An 18,871-nucleotide genomic window follows, 5' to 3' on the forward strand; every position below is an offset into this window, starting at 1 on the left:
GGTATAACAGTTGCGGAGAGATTATGAGTTTTTCTTTAACTCCAGGAAATGTTGATGATAGAGCAGTGGTGGAAAATTTAGTAGATAAATTACAAGGCTGGCTTTTTGGTGATCGTGGGTATATCAGTAAAAAACTCACTCAATCCCTTGCTAATCAAGGTTTAGAACTAATAACAAAAATTAAAAGTAATATGAAAGAAAGAATAATAGATCCTATTAAAAAGCGGTTTTTAAATAAAAGGTATATTATTGAAACCATTAACGATCAACTAAAAAACCTTTGTCATATAGACCATACAAGGCACAGATCTGTTATGAATTTTCAAACTAACGTATTAGCTGGACTGCTTGCCTATGTTTTTAAGCCTAATAAAATTTCTGTAGCTTTTGGAAAATTAAACAATCTCAACCTTCCTCTTACATCAAACTGAGGTTATAATAGTAATAATCTCTGAGAGTCCTATACTGCAAACTACTTTACGCTTACGGTTAGGATTTGGTAATATATATTTATTTTGCTCCGTATCAAAATGCTTGCAAAAATCATCAATTAAGCAGAAAATCTCCGTAAGAGGGATCATAATATATTCTCCAATTTTGTTGTTATTATTCGAGAACTTTATAATCCCTCCCTCCCTTCTTACTTTTCAAATATTCTTTCTAACAAACTGGTTTGAAAGAAGGTTTTATTTTTACCATAGCTCACCACCAACAGTTTGTTTATGTTATTACATAATGCTTAGCATTTTGTTTGGTGCTTACGTCAAACTCAGGTTAAATATAAAGCTGATAGCTGGAGTCGTCATCGTAAGATAGTTGGTAAAGCAGAAGTAACTAGCCTTGGTGAGAATCCAAGATATATAGTAACTAATTTAGCAGGTAAGCCAGAAGATTTATATGATAAAAATTACTGTGCACGTGGAGATATGGAAAATCGTATAAAAGAGCAACAGTTAGAGCTATTTGCCGATCGCACTTCATGCCATAAATGGTGGGCTAATCAACTCAGACTAATTTTGTCAAGCCTTGCCTATACATTAGTAGAATATATACATGATAAGTTTTTACAAGGTACTGAATTAGCTAAAGCCTTGGTAGGAACGGTGCGTTTAAAATTGTTCAAAATTGGAGCAGTAATTATTAGAAATACTAGGAGCATTAAATTCTTGTTGTCTTCATCTTATCCTTACCAACATATATGGGATAGTGTTATGAAAAAATTAGCTATAGAATAAGCTAATATGGTACTGTCCCCGGTACAATAAAAAATGGGGGTAAGGAGGGATTCTATCTTAAATCAGGAAGAATTGCATATCTAGACATAATTTAAGTGAAAATTAACATATCCATGACCACTTATAAGCGATATTGCCATTTTATTGTCCCAAAATTTGGTTAAAACCTCCGGCTTCAGCCGGAAAAGACTTCAGTCCTTGTTCTAAAATATTTCAATTTACTAATGTTATCATATATATTATTCTCTGAATAGAGAATAATATATATGACTGATTATAGTAAGTCTAGCCACACCGTATTTTACCACCGCTTCCATATCGTTTGGATTACTAAGTATCGATACAAAGTACTCACAGGTAACCTCAGGATTAGAATTAGAGAAATTATTGCTCAGGTAGCAGAATATCTTGGTATCAAAATCATCAATGGAATATTATCTGCCGATCATGTCCATATTATGGCTGAAATTCCACCTCATATATCCATTAGTCAGTTTGTTAAAGCAGCTAAAGGACGTTCATCATATAAAATTCAGCAAGAATTTCCTGAAATTAGAAAAACTTACTGGGGACGCCACTTTTGGGCTAGGGGCTTCTTTAGCTCAACCAGTGGTAATGTCACTGATGATATAATCAATAACTACATTAACAATCATTCAGATGCACATCAGCCTAATAATGTAATGAATATCTCTTTAGAGTAAATCCGTGACTTCTAGTCGCAACTTCAACCTACCAGCTTCAGCTGGTTAGTTATTGAGTTTTATAAATACCACCTTCATGCAATATCCAGGTTAGTTAGAGATAATTTAAAGTATAGTGGGCAAGAAATCAAGACAAAAGAAAATAATTTTTTCTAAAATTTCTTTAGTATAAGTTCAATGAATTAGTTGCCATAGATACCCTTAAATTATATTTATTAGGTAATAAAACTCCTAGGCTCTGTGAACAAAATTTAAATTACTAGATTTCGACTCTTTTTAGCTGCAAATTATAGGATTTTTTTGAAATAGAACTAACTATTCCGGCAAAAATCTTATTAATTTTCGCTTAAAAATACTCAAAATCTAAACAATTAAAATTTTGTTCACAGAGCCTAGGAGTCTGGCTGCAATAACTAAAGTAATTTTATATTTGGCTCTTTTTGACTGCAAATAAACATGATTTTTTTGAAATAGGTACACTATTTCTGCAAAAATCATATATATTCTCACCGAAAAATAGCTCAAAATATAATTAATTAGTTATCGTAGGCAGACTTCTAACACAAAATTCTCCTGAATTGACTATATATTCTTAATTTTTTTAGCTTTTGTCCAAAGTCCGAAAGTTATTCAATAACTTTATTCAATTGTACATCATGCAAATTACGACAAACATTCTCAATTGCCTGCTCATAATCAATAAGTTCTGCTATAGTCCAATTAAACTGGTCGAAAATATTATATGCATTATTGATCTGACTATTAATACCAACTGTATTAAGTCCTGCATTAGATAATAACTTTCTTATTAATTCTGTTTCCTGTGTTTTTTTATATTCATCATGGTTTGCTGTACCAAATTCTGCGATATTATGCATCTCTCTGGTTCGTATTTGTATTTCTATGTTACGTTCATAAATATCAACTACAGCTATAACATGCAAAGAACGATAGCCATTATTCTTAGGATTATCAATATAGTTTTTAGACTTCTTGATATTAACAGAATAGAGATTGTAAATAATAGCCAATACTTTATAACAATCTTCTTTTTTATCAACTATAATTCTAAAAGCAATTATATCAGTTAATTCTTTCAAAGTAATAGTTTTTCTTAATATCTTTTTTAAAACAGAACAAGGATCTTTTAATCTGTAATGTATTTCAGCTACTATATCATTTTTATACAGTTTAGTACTAATATCACCTATGATATTACGTAAGTTGTTAGTATTTGTATCTTGCATAATTATACTTTACTATAAATGGCAGTGAACTTGTTTAAAATACTTTTGTTTTACAATAGACTTCCTACATAAGTTAATTTAGTCTGTGATTTTGTTGTCAAAATTCACCTCTGCTCCTTACATACGTTTGTGTACGTGCAGGTAGCAGGTTTCATTTTTCTTAAAAATCCTGATGACTTCTTTGACTTATGCAGGAAGTCTAATAATTTAAGTTGTAGCTTAACTAATATTTAACCTGAAAGAATATATTAAAACTTATATTAAAATTATTTTAATATATTAAGTATTGTAAAATATTTCAATTGTTAAAAAGTATTAAGTATTATATGTAAGTAAAAAATACATGGATATAATTCACGTCAGTTCGGGATAAGATATAGATGAAATAGTAATAGATAAAAGGATTGTCAAAAAGGAGTGCCTGCAGTATTTATATTTTTAAACAAAAAAACAAACTACAGGCATGAAAAAAGATATCACAGAATTATATAGTTTTATAGATGATTTTTGTAAAATTTATTTGGAGTATGAACAGAGAAAGTTATTACCATCAAATAAGCAAAGAAATCGCTGTTGTAGCATGAGTCTAAGTGAAATGTTAACAATAATAATTATGTTTCATACATCCTATGCTAAGAATTTTAAATTTTTCTATAAAAGTTATATAGAGTGCATGCATAAGGATGATTTTCCCAAAGCCTTGAGTTATAATAGATTTGTTGAATTAATGGCACGATTATTCATACCGCTAAATATGTTGATTCATTTGTTGTTTGGTGAGGAAACAGGTATTTATTTTATTGACTCTACAACGATTAAAGCTTGTCACAATAAAAGGCGTTATAGCAATAAAGTTTTTAAAGGATTAGCCAAACATAGTAAATCCTCTATGGGGTATTTTTATGGTTTTAAATTACATGTAATAATCAATAATAAAGGGGAGTTTATGGCATTAAAAGTGACCAAAGGCAATGTAGATGATAGGGTTCCAGTACCGGAGTTAACAAAAAGATTAACTGGAATTATAGCAGCTGATAAAGGTTATATTAAGCAAAATTTGTTCTTAAATTTATATGAAAGAGGCTTAAAAATGATTCATGGAATTAAGAAGAATATGGAAAATAAATTAATGGATTTGAAAGAAAAAATCTTACTTCGAAAGCGTAACTTAATTGAAACAGTTTTTGATTATCTAAAAAATAAAATGAACCTTGAACATACTAGACATAGATCACCAATAAATGCCTTTGTCCATATATTATCTACTCTTGTTGCTTACTCATTAAAGAAAAATAAACCTTCAACAAAATTTGATTTTAATCTACATGTTCACAATATCCTTATCCCGAATTGACGTAATTCAGAAAATTAGCGATTATGTTTTGTATTTAAAATACAATTCTCTAATCTTTAGTAAATGATCTTTTAAGATTTATAGGATGATAGTAGTTTAAATAAATTATATATATTATGGAAAATAAAAATATCTTGTACCCACAAGAGATTTATGAGAAACATTTGTTAATAATTAACAATATCAGATTTACATCAAGAGAAATAGATGTAATAGCATGCATTGTACATGGGAAAAATGCAAAAGGAATAGCTAGTTTTTTATCAAATGAGGATAAACAGATCGAGACGAGAAATATTAAGGTGGTCCCCTTTGTCTAGACAAAAATTTAGATAAATAGAGATATAATTCACAAAAATTAAATTGTTGTTTTTATACAATATTTTTTTCAAAATATACACATTCTGGAGTTTTATAATCCAAAGCTTGATGCATCCTTTGTCTATTATAAAAGTCCATATATTCGTTAATTGCTGTCTTTGCCTCCTTTACTGTTGTTAAAATAATCCGATAAATTTTTTCCTGTTTTAATGATCGCCAAAAACGTTCAATAAAAATATTATCTAAGGCTCGTCCCTTACCATCCATACTAATCAAGATATTATGTAGCTTTAGCATACTAATAAAATTCTCCGAGGTAAATTGTACTCCTTGATCAGTATTAAATATTTTTGGCATACCATATTTTTCTATAGCGTCTTCAAGGGCTGTTACACAAAATTCACTTTCCAAACTAATGGAGATTCGCCAACTTAGAATATAACGACTATACCAGTCAATAATAGCTACTAAATATACGAACCCTTGGCTCAGTCTTATATACGTTATATCTGCACTCCAAACCTGGTTTGGCAATACTATTTCTAATCCTTTTAGTAAATAAGGATATATTTTATGCACTTGATTCCTCTTGCTTAAATTTATTTTAGGATAAACAGCTTCAAGACCCATTATCTTGTAGTAACGTCTAACAGCTTTACGACCTACCGAAAAACCTTGGGCTTGTAAATATTTAGCCATCCGCCGCATACCATAATATGGATGCATAGTATAGGTCTCATCAATTATTGCCATAATCTTGATATCTTGTTCACTAATACCAGTAGGTTGATAGTAATAGGTTGACCTGCTAATATCCAATAACTTACACTGTTGTACAATTGTTAACTTATTATGATTAGGCTCTATCATATTACACCTAACCTTTAATTCCAAACAATGCAGATTTTTTTTTGAGCCAGTCACACTCAACGCTTAACTAAGGTGGTCCCCTTTGTCTAGACAAAAATTTAGATAAATAGAGATATAATTCACAAAAATTAAATTGTTGTTTTTATACAATATTTTTTTCAAAATATACACATTCTGGAGTTTTATAATCCAAAGCTTGATGCATCCTTTGTCTATTATAAAAGTCCATATATTCGTTAATTGCTGTCTTTGCCTCCTTTACTGTTGTTAAAATAATCCGATAAATTTTTTCCTGTTTTAATGATCGCCAAAAACGTTCAATAAAAATATTATCTAAGGCTCGTCCCTTACCATCCATACTAATCAAGATATTATGTAGCTTTAGCATACTAATAAAATTCTCCGAGGTAAATTGTACTCCTTGATCAGTATTAAATATTTTTGGCATACCATATTTTTCTATAGCGTCTTCAAGGGCTGTTACACAAAATTCACTTTCCAAACTAATGGAGATTCGCCAACTTAGAATATAACGACTATACCAGTCAATAATAGCTACTAAATATACGAACCCTTGGCTCAGTCTTATATACGTTATATCTGCACTCCAAACCTGGTTTGGCAATACTATTTCTAATCCTTTTAGTAAATAAGGATATATTTTATGCGCTTGATTCCTCTTGCTTAAATTTATTTTAGGATAAACAGCTTCAAGACCCATTATCTTGTAGTAACGTCTAACAGCTTTACGACCTACCGAAAAACCTTGGGCTTGTAAATATTTAGCCATCCGCCGCATACCATAATATGGATGCATAGTATAGGTCTCATCAATTATTGCCATAATCTTGATATCTTGTTCACTAATACCAGTAGGTTGATAGTAATAGGTTGACCTGCTAATATCCAATAACTTACACTGTTGTACAATTGTTAACTTATTATGATTAGGCTCTATCATATTACACCTAACCTTTAATTCCAAACAATGCAGATTTTTTTTTGAGCCAGTCACACTCAACGCTTAACTGACCAATTTGCTCATATAGATTCTTGATTAACCCCTGCTGATTTGGATCAGCACTCTGTGTTTTATTCTTAAAACCTTGTACTAACAACTCAAGACCTTGTTTTTTCCAGTTACTTATCTGTGTTGCATGAACACCATACTTACTGGTTATCTGGGCTATTGTTAGCTCTCCCTTAATTGCTTCTATGACAATTTTGGCTTTCTCCTCAGCACTATATTGCCTTACTTGTTTTTTCATCTCTAGCTCTCCTTGTTTGCTAAAGAATTCTATCTCATTTTTCTTATTTTTCTGTCCAAAATATTGGAACCATTATACCATATTTTTAAGATATAAGATTAAGAAAATAAAGTAGAAAAGTCGTCTATTAGCGAGCCACCGTAGGTGGCGTGGCAATCCATTTCTAATCACTTTTGTGGATTGCTTCGTCGACCTTACGGTCTCCTCGCAATGACGGTTTCTCAATTATTGTTTTCTTAAACTAACGCTTATGAGTTACGACGTCACCAACTTCTCATCAATTGACTATATAAGTGATGTTCTTGTGGTGATCAAACTTTAACTGGCATAATCACGAAAATGTCTTTAGGATTCTGAAGCGTTTTCAATAACATTGGCGATGATGCATCCAAAAAATATAGGTCAACTTGGTTTGCTTTAGTAGCATTTAACACAGAATTGAGGGCTTCGGTAAGATATTTAGGATTAAAACCTATAGACAAAGATTCTTCATGATCAAAAACACATAAATTATTTTCATCTAGTGAATGTGGTATAGTCTCTTTGGCTGCTCCCCTTGCTTCCCCAGAAGCCGTAATTTCAAGTAAATCTTTTGATAAAGTTAATTTTATTGCTTGAAATTTATCTATAGTTATTGTTGCTACTCTATCTATAACATCAGCTAGCAATTTGGTATTAATAGTAAGCTTATAGTTGTTTTCTACTGGAATAAAGCCTTGGTAATCTGGAAAGGTTCCATCAATTAGTTTTGATACCATCATAATATCATTGCAAACAAATTTAACCCTATTCACACTTAGAAAAATTTCTACCTCTAACTGAATATTTTTAGGATCTTTTAATATTTTGACAATTTCTTCGAGAGTTTTTTTAGATAAAATAACGCCAAATTCGCTAACCTCATCGGTCATTTCCACTACTGACACTGATAATCTATGACCATCAGTGCTAGCCATACAACATTCTTCATCTTTTACGTAAAAATAAACACCATTAAGATTATAGCGAGTTTCATCAAGAGATACCGAAAACAAAGTACCCTCAATCATCTTAACAAAATCACGACAAGGTATTTTAAAAGTAGCTTCAACATTAATATTATCTAATGTGGGGAATTGGTCAGCAGGTAAAGTTAGAAGATTAAAAGCACAATTCTTTCCTACAATTTCAAGCTGCTCTGTTTCATTTGACACATTGAGTACTATATCTTTATCAGGTATCTTTTTTACTATATCATTTAATGTTTTAGTAGATACTGTTATTGCCCCCTCACTTATTACTTGAGCAGCTATTTTCTGGCTTAAATATATTTCCATATTAGTAGCCATTAACTCTAGTTTACCATCCTTCGATGATAATTTAATATGACTAAGTTCGGTAACTACATTACGTTTCTCTACTACATAATTAGCAAAAGTCAGAGCATGAGTTAGAGTTTTGGTCTCAACTATAATCTTTAATTCGTTGTTGTCCATATCTTTAATTGCCTCTTAACAAATCATTTATAGATACTTTACTCCTAGTTCCAGCATCTACCTGCTTAACGATTACGGCACAATATAAACTTGGTTTTCCTGAATCAGCAGGCAAGCTACCAGGTACTACAACTGAATAAGCTGGAACTTTACCATAAATTATTTTGCCACTTTCTCTATCTACTATCTTCGTAGAAGCACCAATAAATACTCCCATACTAATTACGCTTCCCTCTTCTACTAAAACTCCTTCTGCTATTTCTGATCTTGCACCTATAAAACAATTATCTTCGATTATTACCGGATTATTTTGGATTGGTTCTAACACACCACCAATACCTGTTCCACCGGAAATATGACAATTCTTGCCTATTTGGGCACATGAGCCTATAGTAGCCCAGGTATCAACCATTGTTCCCTCTCCTATATATGCCCCTATATTAATAAAAGAAGGCATAACAACAACCTTTTTAGCTAAATATACCCCCGTTCGGATAATTGCTCCGGGAACTATACGACAGCCATCTGTTTGAAATAATTCTGTACTATAATCTGTAGAAAATTTGGGGGCAATTTTATCATACCACCTCATGCAATCTCCAGAGTAAATTTGTGGATCAGTTACCATCATATGTAATAAAATAGCTTTTTTTACCCAATGATTAACTTGCCAATCAGTCCCTTCTTTCTTACAAACCCTGATTACTCCTTGATTCAAACCATCAATAATATCCTGCAATATTTGTTTGGCATAATTAGTTTTTTCTGAATTTTGGGTTAATTTGTCGCGTATTTGCCAAAATTCTTCTATAGTATTAATATGTTTTTGCATAACATCCTTGCTAAATTATAAAAAAAATCATAATTTACTTTATCTTTAAGTCAATCTAATATACTAAAATAATTTGAGTATCTAAATTAGAGTACGTAAATGAGTATTTCTTGCCCAAGTTGTAACACTAACTTTATAGTTTCGAAAGAACAAATAGGTATGACCGGTAGGAAGGTCAAATGTTCACAATGTAACCATATCTGGTATCAACAAGCAGCGCTTGATGAACAACAACCATCAATTATATCAAATCATCATACAGCAAAAAATGCTAGCACTAATGAAAATAATAAAATATTTTTGACCAAAGGTGCCAATTTACCAGCTTTATTACCACCAAAAACTCCCCAACATTCAAATATTTTACCTATATTATTGTTTAGCGTAATTATTCTTTTATTATTATTGTTATTTCAAGAAAAACTTAACATACCAGCTCTGTATAAAGAAAATGATAATATCCTAACTATAGGAAACATCCATGTTGAACAAAATAAAGAAATAGGACAAATTAAAGTTTCCTACCAGATAACCAATAACTCCGACCATGATGTGACCATACCATTAATTAGAGTTAGACTGTTAGATAAAAAATATGTAACGGTAAAATCTTATATAATGCATCACAAAAATATCAAACTCCTACCTAAACAACATATTGATATCGCTACGAATCTTGATGTAGTACCTCGTTCCAGTGAGTTATTAAATATTATGCTTGGTAATGGTTTGGATCTTATATTACATTAGACTTCTTTCGAAAGAGAATTTATAATGACCTAAAAATTAGCACAATGACCTAAGGTAGTTGCCTTAAGTTGTGCATTTTAAAATAATTATACAACTTAAAACTAAAAAAATGAATAAGCAAATTATATACCCCAAACTAGTTCCCAGGCTTTTTGCTTCTTGTCTAGATTCATTTTTGTTGTCAATTTTTACAACACCAATCACTGCCTTTATTTTATCTAGACTATCTTTATTTTTTTTCCAAGCTAGTATAGCAGACATACTAATAATGGGTAGCAGGAAGCCAGAATTACTCCAAAACGTGACTGCTAGTGGTGTTTTTACATTATTTATTTTAATGCTTATAATTAACTTTGCTCTAGTATCAACATATTTTATTGGTTTTTGGATTTATTGCGGGGCCACACCTGGAAAACTTATTATGCATATGAAAATAGTAGATGCGATAACTCTTGAAAAACCTAGTAAATGCCAATTAATTAAAAGATTTTGTGGATATGTATTAGTGCTAGTTGGTATTTGGTTTATACTATTTTCTAAACAACGCCAAGCTTTACATGATAAAATCGCTGGAACTGTAGTTATTAAGAGTTAAAAAAACACTATAACTAATTACTCACCTTACGCATGGCATTTAAAAGCCATAGAGAAAATAGTCTGGCGTCATGCGAGGAGACCGTAAAGGTCGACGAAGCAATTGTAAGTGATCAAAAATAGACCTCTTGCATAACCTAAAGATAATTGAGGAATTTTTAGGAAAAACGAAGTCGAGTACCTCAGTGTACTAAGATGTACGTGAGGAACGGAGGCGAGTTTTGACAACAAAATTACCAATTAGATTAGGTTATGCAAGAGGTCTAATGGATTGCTTCGCCCATTACATGATCTCACAATGACGATTGTGATGCATATACGTCATTGCAAGCGAAAAAATGTGTTGTTTACTTAATTTTAATAAGTTGTTTTAACAACTTTTAAAGTAGTGAAGGTATGCTTATGAATAAATTAAATGAAATAGATCAGTTGGTTTATCTTCTCTCTAAACTACCTGGTCTTGGTCAAAGATCAGCAAGGCGTATAGTCTTGCATCTTTTACAAGAAAAAGATGTTAGGCTAAAAAGTCTAATTTCAGTTCTTTGTTGTGTAGATAGTAATGTTGTCAAATGTAATATTTGTGGTAACATAGATTCTCATAATATTTGCAGAGTATGTTCATCTGATGATCGCAACGAATCTATCATAGCAATTGTTGAGACAGTTACAGAATTATGGGCAATAGAGCGTAGTGGTATTTTTAAAGGGCATTATCATGTACTAGGGCATAATTTATCAACTTCTAATGGTCACAATCCCAAAGCACTAAGACTACCGGAATTATTAGCTAGATGCCAGGATAAGAACATTAATGAAATAATTATTGCAACTAATTCTACTTTAGAAGGTCAAACTACCGCTTATTTCATTACTGAATATTTCAAAAATTCTACCATCAAAATATCAAGACTAGCTAGTGGCATTCCAATAGGCGGAGAACTGGACTATTTGGATGAAGGAACCCTATCTGCTGCAATAACATTAAGACAGCCTTTTGAATAATTTATTAAAAGTTATTTATTTTATCAAAATATTAGATATTATACATAAAGTGTTGGTTATATAATTTGATAACTTCTATTAATGAATTATTCAAGGTTACTATAATGAATTGTTTAACCTTTCCTTAGTTATTTTATATTTCCCTCACTATACTACTTTGATCTTAAGAATTGAATTCCATTTTGAATGGTGAGTACATATTAAGCACTAATAAGATTAGTGAGCATGTAAATTCATGATAAAATGAAAAAGTAATTCTTAAAAACAAAGCAATATATCATTTTTTTAGGTAAAATAATCATATGCTCCAACTTCTTTGGGCTATTTTAGTTATATTTTTGATTCCTGTATTTTTTTATATTTGCAGGTATGCGATGTTTTCATGGTTCGATTTAAGAAGCAATTCAAAGACTAAAATATTAGCATTAGAACAGAAATTATCAGAACAAGATAATATTTTAAATCATGTTACTCATGAAATAAGGAGTTCAATACATGGCGGAAGTAGTATATCTCAATTTTTATATGAAAATTGGGATAAAATGGATGAGCAAGAGCATATAAAATATGTTGGTATAATAGCTAAGAATAATCAGAATATTATAAAATTAATTAATGATCTACTAGACCTATCTAAGTTTAGTACTGGGAGGATGAATTTTAATTTTGTTGCTATGGATTTATTATCTTCTATAAAAAATATTGTGCAACAACTTACAGAATTAAATATATTTAACGATAAAGTCAATATTATTCTTATTAATAATAAGATTACGAAAGCAATGATTAGTGGGGATGAAATTAGGATTAATCAATTATTAAATAATTTATTTAATAATGCACTCAAATATACTAAAGAAGGGTTAATTGTGGCAATAATTAATTTAAAAAATTATGAGAATAAGCCTTATTGGTCCTTTAGCTTAATCGATACAGGTATAGGAATCCCAGACTCAGAGCTTGAAAATATTTTTGAAATATTTACTCGTAGCTCACGAACTAATGATAATTCTATTATTGGTACTGGCATTGGTTTATCTATTTGCCGGGAAATTATATTAGCTCATAATGGCTATATTTATGCCGAAAATAACCGTAGAAAAGGAACAAGGGTAGAATTCATGATTCCTGTATATGATGAAAAAGAGACATAAAATGTTGGCAAAGTGTAATATTATAAAAGTATTTACTATACTTTTTGTTGATGATGAACCAATCTGCCATGACGCGATAAATTTAGTGCTACGTCATGAACAGAAATATAGAATTATCAATGCTTATACCGGGCAAGAAGGCATTGATTTATTTAAAATACATACTAACAAAATAGACCTAATATTTCTTGATATTTCTCTTCCTGATATGACAGGTTGTGAAGTGCATAAACAGATAAGAAGTGATAAAAATCTTGCTCATATTCCTATAATTTTCCAAAGTGGTTTGTCTAGCAATCATCAGGAAATACAAGGATTTTTACAAGAGCAAGCAACCTACATAATCCGCAAACCATATAAAAATCAAGAATTGCTTAAAACTATAAGGCAGTTCTATAAAGCTCCATAGAGTTATAGTCGATAATCAAGTTTTTTGCAGAGCTTATAAATAGTAGGTTGTTTGAAGGAAATTTGAATATATCCGAGTCACAACATTTATCTTTAAACGCAAAATTTGTCATATATGGACGAGTGAATTTGTCAACAAAGAAAATAAAAAAATAGAGCCACAAGAGTCTGTCCTATAGTTTGTGTAAGTTGCAAAGAAAGCAGTAAGAGATTACTGTAAAAAAAGTAACTTAAGCAAGCAAGGAGGAATTATGGCTAAAAAATTAGATACAGATAAAGATACATTAAACATCAGTAATCAGCTAGTAGAAGAATTATTATCAAAAGCAGATCCATCGGAGTTATTTGGTCGAGATGGTTTATTTCAACAGCTAAAGAAGCAAATAGTTGAGAAAATATTAGCAAGTGAGTTGGATCATGAATTAGGATATTCAAAACATAGCAAGATGCCAAAAGTAGATAATAATCGTCGTAATGGTAGCTATGAGAAGACAGTAATTGATGGGGATGGTCGTAAGCTGACAGTAGAAGTACCAAGAGATCGGGAAGGAGAGTATAATCCTCTAAGGTGGTCCCCTTTGTCTAGACAAAAATTTAGATAAATAGAGATATAATTCACAAAAATTAAATTGTTGTTTTTATACAATATTTTTTTCAAAATATACACATTCTGGAGTTTTATAATCCAAAGCTTGATGCATCCTTTGTCTATTATAAAAGTCCATATATTCGTTAATTGCTGTCTTTGCCTCCTTTACTGTTGTTAAAATAATCCGATAAATTTTTTCCTGTTTTAATGATCGCCAAAAACGTTCAATAAAAATATTATCTAAGGCTCGTCCCTTACCATCCATACTAATCAAGATATTATGTAGCTTTAGCATACTAATAAAATTCTCCGAGGTAAATTGTACTCCTTGATCAGTATTAAATATTTTTGGCATACCATATTTTTCTATAGCGTCTTCAAGGGCTGTTACACAAAATTCACTTTCCAAACTAATGGAGATTCGCCAACTTAGAATATAACGACTATACCAGTCAATAATAGCTACTAAATATACGAACCCTTGGCTCAGTCTTATATACGTTATATCTGCACTCCAAACCTGGTTTGGCAATACTATTTCTAATCCTTTTAGTAAATAAGGATATATTTTATGCGCTTGATTCCTCTTGCTTAAATTTATTTTAGGATAAACAGCTTCAAGACCCATTATCTTGTAGTAACGTCTAACAGCTTTACGACCTACCGAAAAACCTTGGGCTTGTAAATATTTAGCCATCCGCCGCATACCATAATATGGATGCATAGTATAGGTCTCATCAATTATTGCCATAATCTTGATATCTTGTTCACTAATACCAGTAGGTTGATAGTAATAGGTTGACCTGCTAATATCCAATAACTTACACTGTTGTACAATTGTTAACTTATTATGATTAGGCTCTATCATATTACACCTAACCTTTAATTCCAAACAATGCAGATTTTTTTTTGAGCCAGTCACACTCAACGCTTAACTGACCAATTTGCTCATATAGATTCTTGATTAACCCCTGCTGATTTGGATCAGCACTCTGTGTTTTATTCTTAAAACCTTGTACTAACAACTCAAGACCTTGTTTTTTCCAGTTACTGATCTGTGTTGCATGAACACCATACTTACTGGTTATCTGGGCTATTGTTAGCTCTCCCTTAATTGCTTCTATGACAATTTTGGCTTTCTCCTCAGCACTATATTGCCTTACTTGTTTTTTCATCTCTAGCTCTCCTTGTTTGCTAAAGAATTCTATCTCATTTTTCTTATTTTTCTGTCCAAAATATTGGAACCATTATATTATAGGTGTGGTAGGCTATAGCCAAGGTATGCAAAGAATTTTCCAACCTAACACAGTAAAAGATAAAAAGATTTATTCGTATTTTACCCTTGGGAAATTTATTATTGAATTTAATTATTTGCATGCCATAAAACCATTGGTAGAACCCCTGGCATCTATTATAAAGACGGAGCTTTGTCGTGCTTAATTTCGTGGGGATACATCAGATTGCGAGGAGGCGTTAGCCTACGAAGCAATCCAATAACTGTGGATTGCCGCGACCACTATGTGGTCTCGCAATGACAGATAACGTCATTGTGAAGAGGCGTAAGCTGACGAAGCAATCCATAAATTATATTCAATTCAGGAGAATTTGGGGCTAGGAGCAACGACGTTACCAACTTCTCATCAATTGATTAGACCTCTTGCATAACCTAAAGATAATTGAGGAATTTTTAGGAAAAACGAAGTCGAGTACCGCAGCGTACTAAGATGTACGTGAGGAACGGAGACGAGTTTTGACAACAAAATTACCAATTAGATTAGGTTATGCAAGAGGTCTACTATATATAAATCAATTTAAACAACTACTATATGCAAGATATTCCCACTAATATTGAACAGCTTTCTGAATTAGAGGCAAAAGATTTATTAAAACAACTAGCAAATAAGATAGAAGAATATAATAAAGCCTATCACCAAGATGATGCTCCCCTGATTTCTGATGCTGAGTATGATCAATTATTTAATTTAAATCTTGAACTTGAAAAAAAATTTCCTCATCTAATACTAGAAAATAGCCCAACTAAACAAATTGGTAGTTCTGTAGCAGAGAAATTTTCGAAAGTAACACATATCAACCCGATGTTTTCGCTTAGTAATGCCTTTGATAGTGAAGATGTATCAGAGTTTATCAATAGAATAAAGAATTTTCTACGACTTGATAGTTTTCCGCCTATTTTTTGTGAACCTAAAATAGATGGTTTGTCTTTTTCTGCTACCTATGAGAATGGGATACTTACCAGAGCTGCAACAAGGGGTGATGGCTTGATTGGGGAAGATATAACGGAAAATATCAAGACTATCAAGAATTTTCCTCAATCAATAGACTTCTTGTATAAGTCAGAGATACTGGCGGCTCCAGCAATTTTGGAAGTAAGAGGAGAGGTCTATATTAATAAACAGGATTTTCTATTATTAAATCAAGCTCAAGAATTATCCAAAAAAGATAAATTTGCTAACCCGCGTAACGCGGCTGCTGGGTCATTAAGACAGTTAGATTCAAACGTTACAGCAACTAGACCCCTACAATATTTTGTCTATGCTGTGGGGAGTAGCAGTAGCAAAATAGCTGATGGTCAGGATGCTTTACTAGATAAGTTAAAAGAGTTAGGGTTTATCGTCAATAATATAGGAAAATTAGCCTATTCTGAAGATGAGATGAAATCTTTCTATGAATATTTGAATTCATCTAGAGAAGAATTACCTTATGAAATTGATGGTGTTGTATATAAGCTAAATGATTTTGCTTTGCAACAAAGAATGGGCTTTATTGCAAGAAGTCCAAGATTTGCTATTGCTCATAAATTTCCAGCGATTATTGGTCAAACTAAACTAATTAACATTACTCTACAAGTAGGTAGAACCGGTGTATTAACCCCAGTTGCTGAGTTAGAGCCGCTTTCTATTGGTGGAGTTAGGGTATCACGAGCTACCTTACATAATTATCAAGAAATTATCAGAAAAGACATACAGATCAATGATTATGTATTTTTGCAGAGGGCAGGTGATGTCATACCGCAAATTACTGCTGTAGATGTTACTCGTCGTTCTAGTGAATCGTCAAAAATCGATATGCCGAAGCTTTGCCCATCTTGTGGCTCTCAGTTACATTATAATCAAGAAACTATAATTATTCGTTGCGATAATGGTTTAAATTGTCCTGCTCAAAATTATGAACGAATTTGCCATTTTACATCTAAAAATGCTTTAGATATAAATGGTTTGGGGAAAAAGCAAATAGAATTTTTGCTGGAAAAATCTTTAATAGAAAATCCTGTGGATATTTTTTATTTACAAAATAATAATGAAAAAAACTTAGTCAAGCTTGAAAATATGGTAGGATGGGGGCGAAAATCTGTAAAAAACCTATTTGCCAATATTGACAAAGCCAAAACCGTTTCCCTAAATAGATTCATTTATTCCCTAGGAATCAGGCATATTGGTGAACAAACCGCCAAATTACTTGCTCGAGAATTTCAGAATTATAATAATTTCATAGCAGCTATGGAATCTTTGTTGAAAGGTGATCAGCAAATTTACCAAAGGTTAAATGATCTGGAAGGAATAGGAGATAAGATTCTACTAGACATTATCGACTTTTTTGATATTAAAGAAAATTTACAAATTATTCAGCAACTGAGTAAAATTCTAAATATTCAAGATCATAATCAACAAGCAACTAAAACTGCATTATCTGGCAAAATTGTGGTATTTACTGGTTCCTTACTAACTCTCTCAAGAGCAGAAGCCAAATCTCAGGCAGAAAAATTAGGAGCTAAAGTAGCCAGTAGCGTTTCGTCTACCACTGATTTAGTAGTGGCAGGTAGCGATGCTGGTAGTAAACTCAAGAAAGCTAAAGAGCTGGGGATTAAAATTATTGATGAAGATGAGTGGCAAAAGTTAGTACTCCTGACTTCGGAAAATAGTTAAAGATAAGTGTATAGAAAAAGCAGGAGAAAAAAGGTTTTGTTAATTAGAGGGCGTTTGTTGTGCCTCCATATATTTTTATTATTGACATACAATATTTTAGTAGATATACTAACCAACAATTAGTTTTAAATATGCTACTGATATGTTCGTTAGAGTCAAAAAATCTGCTACCCGTAATGTTAACGCTGTTCAACTAGTAGAAGGGATACGCGATCCCATAACTAATAAAGTAAAACAACGGGTTGTTCGACATATTGGTAGTGCATCAGACCAAGAAGAAATAACTAAACTAATAGAGCTTGCTGAATTCATTAAGGTTGAAATCGCTAGTAGCACTCAACCTAATCTTATCCCAGACAAGGATATAGTATCGATGGCAATGTCAGCTAGACAGCGGTACGAGAAAGAACAAATACAACCACAACCTATTGATGATATCAGCAATTTACGTAGTCAAGGAAGCACTATCATCGGCATTCATGAGGTGTATGGAAAAATTTATGACCAACTTGGTTTTAATAGAATCTTACCTAATCCTGCCAGGGAAGTGTCATACCAATTGCAATAATTAACGCAGTGGTGTAAAATGGGTTTTTAACTGATAAAGGTACTCAAATGGCTAGGTTAATATTACCACAAGGTTTTCATGGTCATGATTTTATAAAAATGATGAAACATGAGCCGCATGGTCGAAATCGTATACGTTTATTGGCGATGTATCACCTTCAATTAGGCAAATCTTTAAAAGCCATATCTGAAATAGTGAAGTCACACTGGAAAACTGTGCAATCATGGCTCAGAAGATTTAGGAATCATGGTTTTGAAGGATTATTTGAATCACAAAGAAGCGGCGCCCCTAGGAAGATTAACACTATACAAGAGTCTGCTCTTTTTGATAAAATCAATACGCTCAGTGAAAGTAAAACTGGTGGGTATATAACTGGAAAGGAGCTACATATCATGTTACTTGAGGAATATGGTGCTAAATGCGCTTTAAAAACAGTCTACAATACTATGCACCGCCTTGGTTTTAGCTGGATTACTTCTCGTTCAATGCATCCAAAGTCAAATCAAGAGACTCAAAATACATATAAAAAAACTTCCCAGACATGTTAACAAAATTA

The 18,871-nt window shown here is 31.8% G+C and carries 18 protein-coding genes and 3 pseudogenes; 12 read left to right on the top strand and 9 right to left on the bottom strand.

Going from position 1 to position 18,871, the window contains the following annotated elements; all coding sequences use genetic code 11:
* Positions 1-5 precede the first annotated feature (5 nt).
* Positions 6-431: pseudogene (locus tag NBW66_RS01300) on the top strand (IS982 family transposase); the annotation flags it as partial.
* A 3-nt stretch (positions 432-434) separates the two neighbouring features.
* Here the strand turns inward: NBW66_RS01300 and NBW66_RS01305 are convergent.
* A pseudogene (locus NBW66_RS01305) lies at positions 435-581 on the bottom strand (IS982 family transposase); the annotation flags it as partial.
* Positions 582-779: 198 nt separating this feature from the next.
* Here NBW66_RS01305 and NBW66_RS01310 point away from each other — a divergent pair.
* Positions 780-1,235 (top strand): annotated as a pseudogene (locus tag NBW66_RS01310) (transposase); the annotation flags it as partial.
* A gap of 266 nt (positions 1,236-1,501) precedes the next feature.
* Positions 1,502-1,939: an IS200/IS605 family transposase gene (gene tnpA / locus NBW66_RS01315; RefSeq protein WP_250310592.1), complete on the top strand. Its 438-nt coding sequence runs from the start codon at positions 1,502-1,504 to the stop codon at positions 1,937-1,939.
* A gap of 626 nt (positions 1,940-2,565) precedes the next feature.
* Here the strand turns inward: tnpA and NBW66_RS01320 are convergent.
* Positions 2,566-3,186, bottom strand: coding sequence for a bifunctional (p)ppGpp synthetase/guanosine-3',5'-bis(diphosphate) 3'-pyrophosphohydrolase (locus NBW66_RS01320; protein WP_250311514.1), 621 nt, complete (start codon positions 3,184-3,186; stop codon positions 2,566-2,568).
* A gap of 463 nt (positions 3,187-3,649) precedes the next feature.
* On the opposite strand from NBW66_RS01320, the gene NBW66_RS01325 reads away from it, so the two are divergent.
* On the top strand, positions 3,650-4,540 hold the full coding sequence (locus tag NBW66_RS01325; RefSeq protein ID WP_250310582.1) for an IS982 family transposase: 891 nt from the start codon (positions 3,650-3,652) through the stop codon (positions 4,538-4,540).
* Between the two features lie 372 nt (positions 4,541-4,912).
* Here NBW66_RS01325 and NBW66_RS01330 read toward each other — a convergent pair whose 3' ends face one another.
* The 5 genes from NBW66_RS01330 to dapD all read right to left on the bottom strand — a co-directional run bounded on the left by NBW66_RS01330 (position 4,913) and on the right by dapD (position 9,306).
* Positions 4,913-5,785 carry an IS3 family transposase gene (locus NBW66_RS01330; protein ID WP_284346707.1) on the bottom strand — a complete coding sequence of 291 codons (873 nt, stop codon included), beginning with the start codon at positions 5,783-5,785 and terminating at the stop codon, positions 4,913-4,915.
* An 88-nt stretch (positions 5,786-5,873) separates the two neighbouring features.
* On the bottom strand, positions 5,874-6,692 hold the full coding sequence (locus NBW66_RS01335; RefSeq protein WP_250310664.1) for an IS3 family transposase: 819 nt from the start codon (positions 6,690-6,692) through the stop codon (positions 5,874-5,876).
* Between the two features lie 7 nt (positions 6,693-6,699).
* Complete coding sequence (locus NBW66_RS01340; protein WP_094649795.1) at positions 6,700-6,999, bottom strand: transposase; 300 nt, start codon at positions 6,997-6,999, stop codon at positions 6,700-6,702.
* A gap of 311 nt (positions 7,000-7,310) precedes the next feature.
* Complete coding sequence (gene dnaN, locus NBW66_RS01345) at positions 7,311-8,474, bottom strand: DNA polymerase III subunit beta (protein WP_250311515.1); 1,164 nt, start codon at positions 8,472-8,474, stop codon at positions 7,311-7,313.
* A 4-nt stretch (positions 8,475-8,478) separates the two neighbouring features.
* The gene (gene dapD, locus NBW66_RS01350) at positions 8,479-9,306 is read right to left on the bottom strand and encodes a 2,3,4,5-tetrahydropyridine-2,6-dicarboxylate N-succinyltransferase (RefSeq protein ID WP_250311516.1); all 828 of its coding nucleotides are present in this window, start codon (positions 9,304-9,306) and stop codon (positions 8,479-8,481) included.
* 99 nt (positions 9,307-9,405) lie between these two features.
* On the opposite strand from dapD, the gene NBW66_RS01355 reads away from it, so the two are divergent.
* The 6 genes from NBW66_RS01355 to NBW66_RS01380 all read left to right on the top strand — a co-directional run bounded on the left by NBW66_RS01355 (position 9,406) and on the right by NBW66_RS01380 (position 13,816).
* On the top strand, positions 9,406-10,056 hold the full coding sequence (locus NBW66_RS01355; RefSeq protein ID WP_250311517.1) for an MJ0042-type zinc finger domain-containing protein: 651 nt from the start codon (positions 9,406-9,408) through the stop codon (positions 10,054-10,056).
* Between the two features lie 70 nt (positions 10,057-10,126).
* On the top strand, positions 10,127-10,651 hold the full coding sequence (locus NBW66_RS01360) for an RDD family protein (protein WP_250311518.1): 525 nt from the start codon (positions 10,127-10,129) through the stop codon (positions 10,649-10,651).
* Positions 10,652-11,052: 401 nt separating this feature from the next.
* Positions 11,053-11,652: a recombination mediator RecR gene (recR, locus tag NBW66_RS01365; protein ID WP_250311519.1), complete on the top strand. Its 600-nt coding sequence runs from the start codon at positions 11,053-11,055 to the stop codon at positions 11,650-11,652.
* 374 nt (positions 11,653-12,026) lie between these two features.
* Complete coding sequence (locus tag NBW66_RS01370) at positions 12,027-12,806, top strand: sensor histidine kinase (protein WP_250311520.1); 780 nt, start codon at positions 12,027-12,029, stop codon at positions 12,804-12,806.
* Position 12,807: 1 nt separating this feature from the next.
* The gene (locus NBW66_RS01375; RefSeq protein ID WP_250311521.1) at positions 12,808-13,215 is read left to right on the top strand and encodes a response regulator; all 408 of its coding nucleotides are present in this window, start codon (positions 12,808-12,810) and stop codon (positions 13,213-13,215) included.
* 250 nt (positions 13,216-13,465) lie between these two features.
* Complete coding sequence (locus tag NBW66_RS01380) at positions 13,466-13,816, top strand: transposase (RefSeq protein WP_250311522.1); 351 nt, start codon at positions 13,466-13,468, stop codon at positions 13,814-13,816.
* A 36-nt stretch (positions 13,817-13,852) separates the two neighbouring features.
* Here NBW66_RS01380 and NBW66_RS01385 read toward each other — a convergent pair whose 3' ends face one another.
* Both NBW66_RS01385 and NBW66_RS01390 read right to left on the bottom strand, forming a co-directional pair.
* Positions 13,853-14,671 (bottom strand): IS3 family transposase, encoded by an 819-nt coding sequence (locus NBW66_RS01385; protein WP_250310664.1) that lies wholly within the window; start codon positions 14,669-14,671, stop codon positions 13,853-13,855.
* 7 nt (positions 14,672-14,678) lie between these two features.
* Positions 14,679-14,978 (bottom strand): transposase, encoded by a 300-nt coding sequence (locus NBW66_RS01390; protein WP_094649795.1) that lies wholly within the window; start codon positions 14,976-14,978, stop codon positions 14,679-14,681.
* An 85-nt stretch (positions 14,979-15,063) separates the two neighbouring features.
* Between NBW66_RS01390 and NBW66_RS01395 the strand changes: the two genes are divergently transcribed.
* Together NBW66_RS01395 and ligA are read left to right on the top strand one after the other, a co-directional pair.
* Positions 15,064-15,243, top strand: a complete 180-nt coding sequence (locus NBW66_RS01395; protein WP_250311069.1) for a hypothetical protein — start codon at positions 15,064-15,066, stop codon at positions 15,241-15,243.
* Between the two features lie 386 nt (positions 15,244-15,629).
* On the top strand, positions 15,630-17,747 hold the full coding sequence (gene ligA / locus NBW66_RS01400; protein WP_250311523.1) for an NAD-dependent DNA ligase LigA: 2,118 nt from the start codon (positions 15,630-15,632) through the stop codon (positions 17,745-17,747).
* Positions 17,748-18,871 lie beyond the last annotated feature (1,124 nt).

The sequence above is a fragment of the Rickettsia endosymbiont of Oedothorax gibbosus genome, from assembly GCF_936269705.1.
Lineage (GTDB): Bacteria > Pseudomonadota > Alphaproteobacteria > Rickettsiales > Rickettsiaceae > Tisiphia.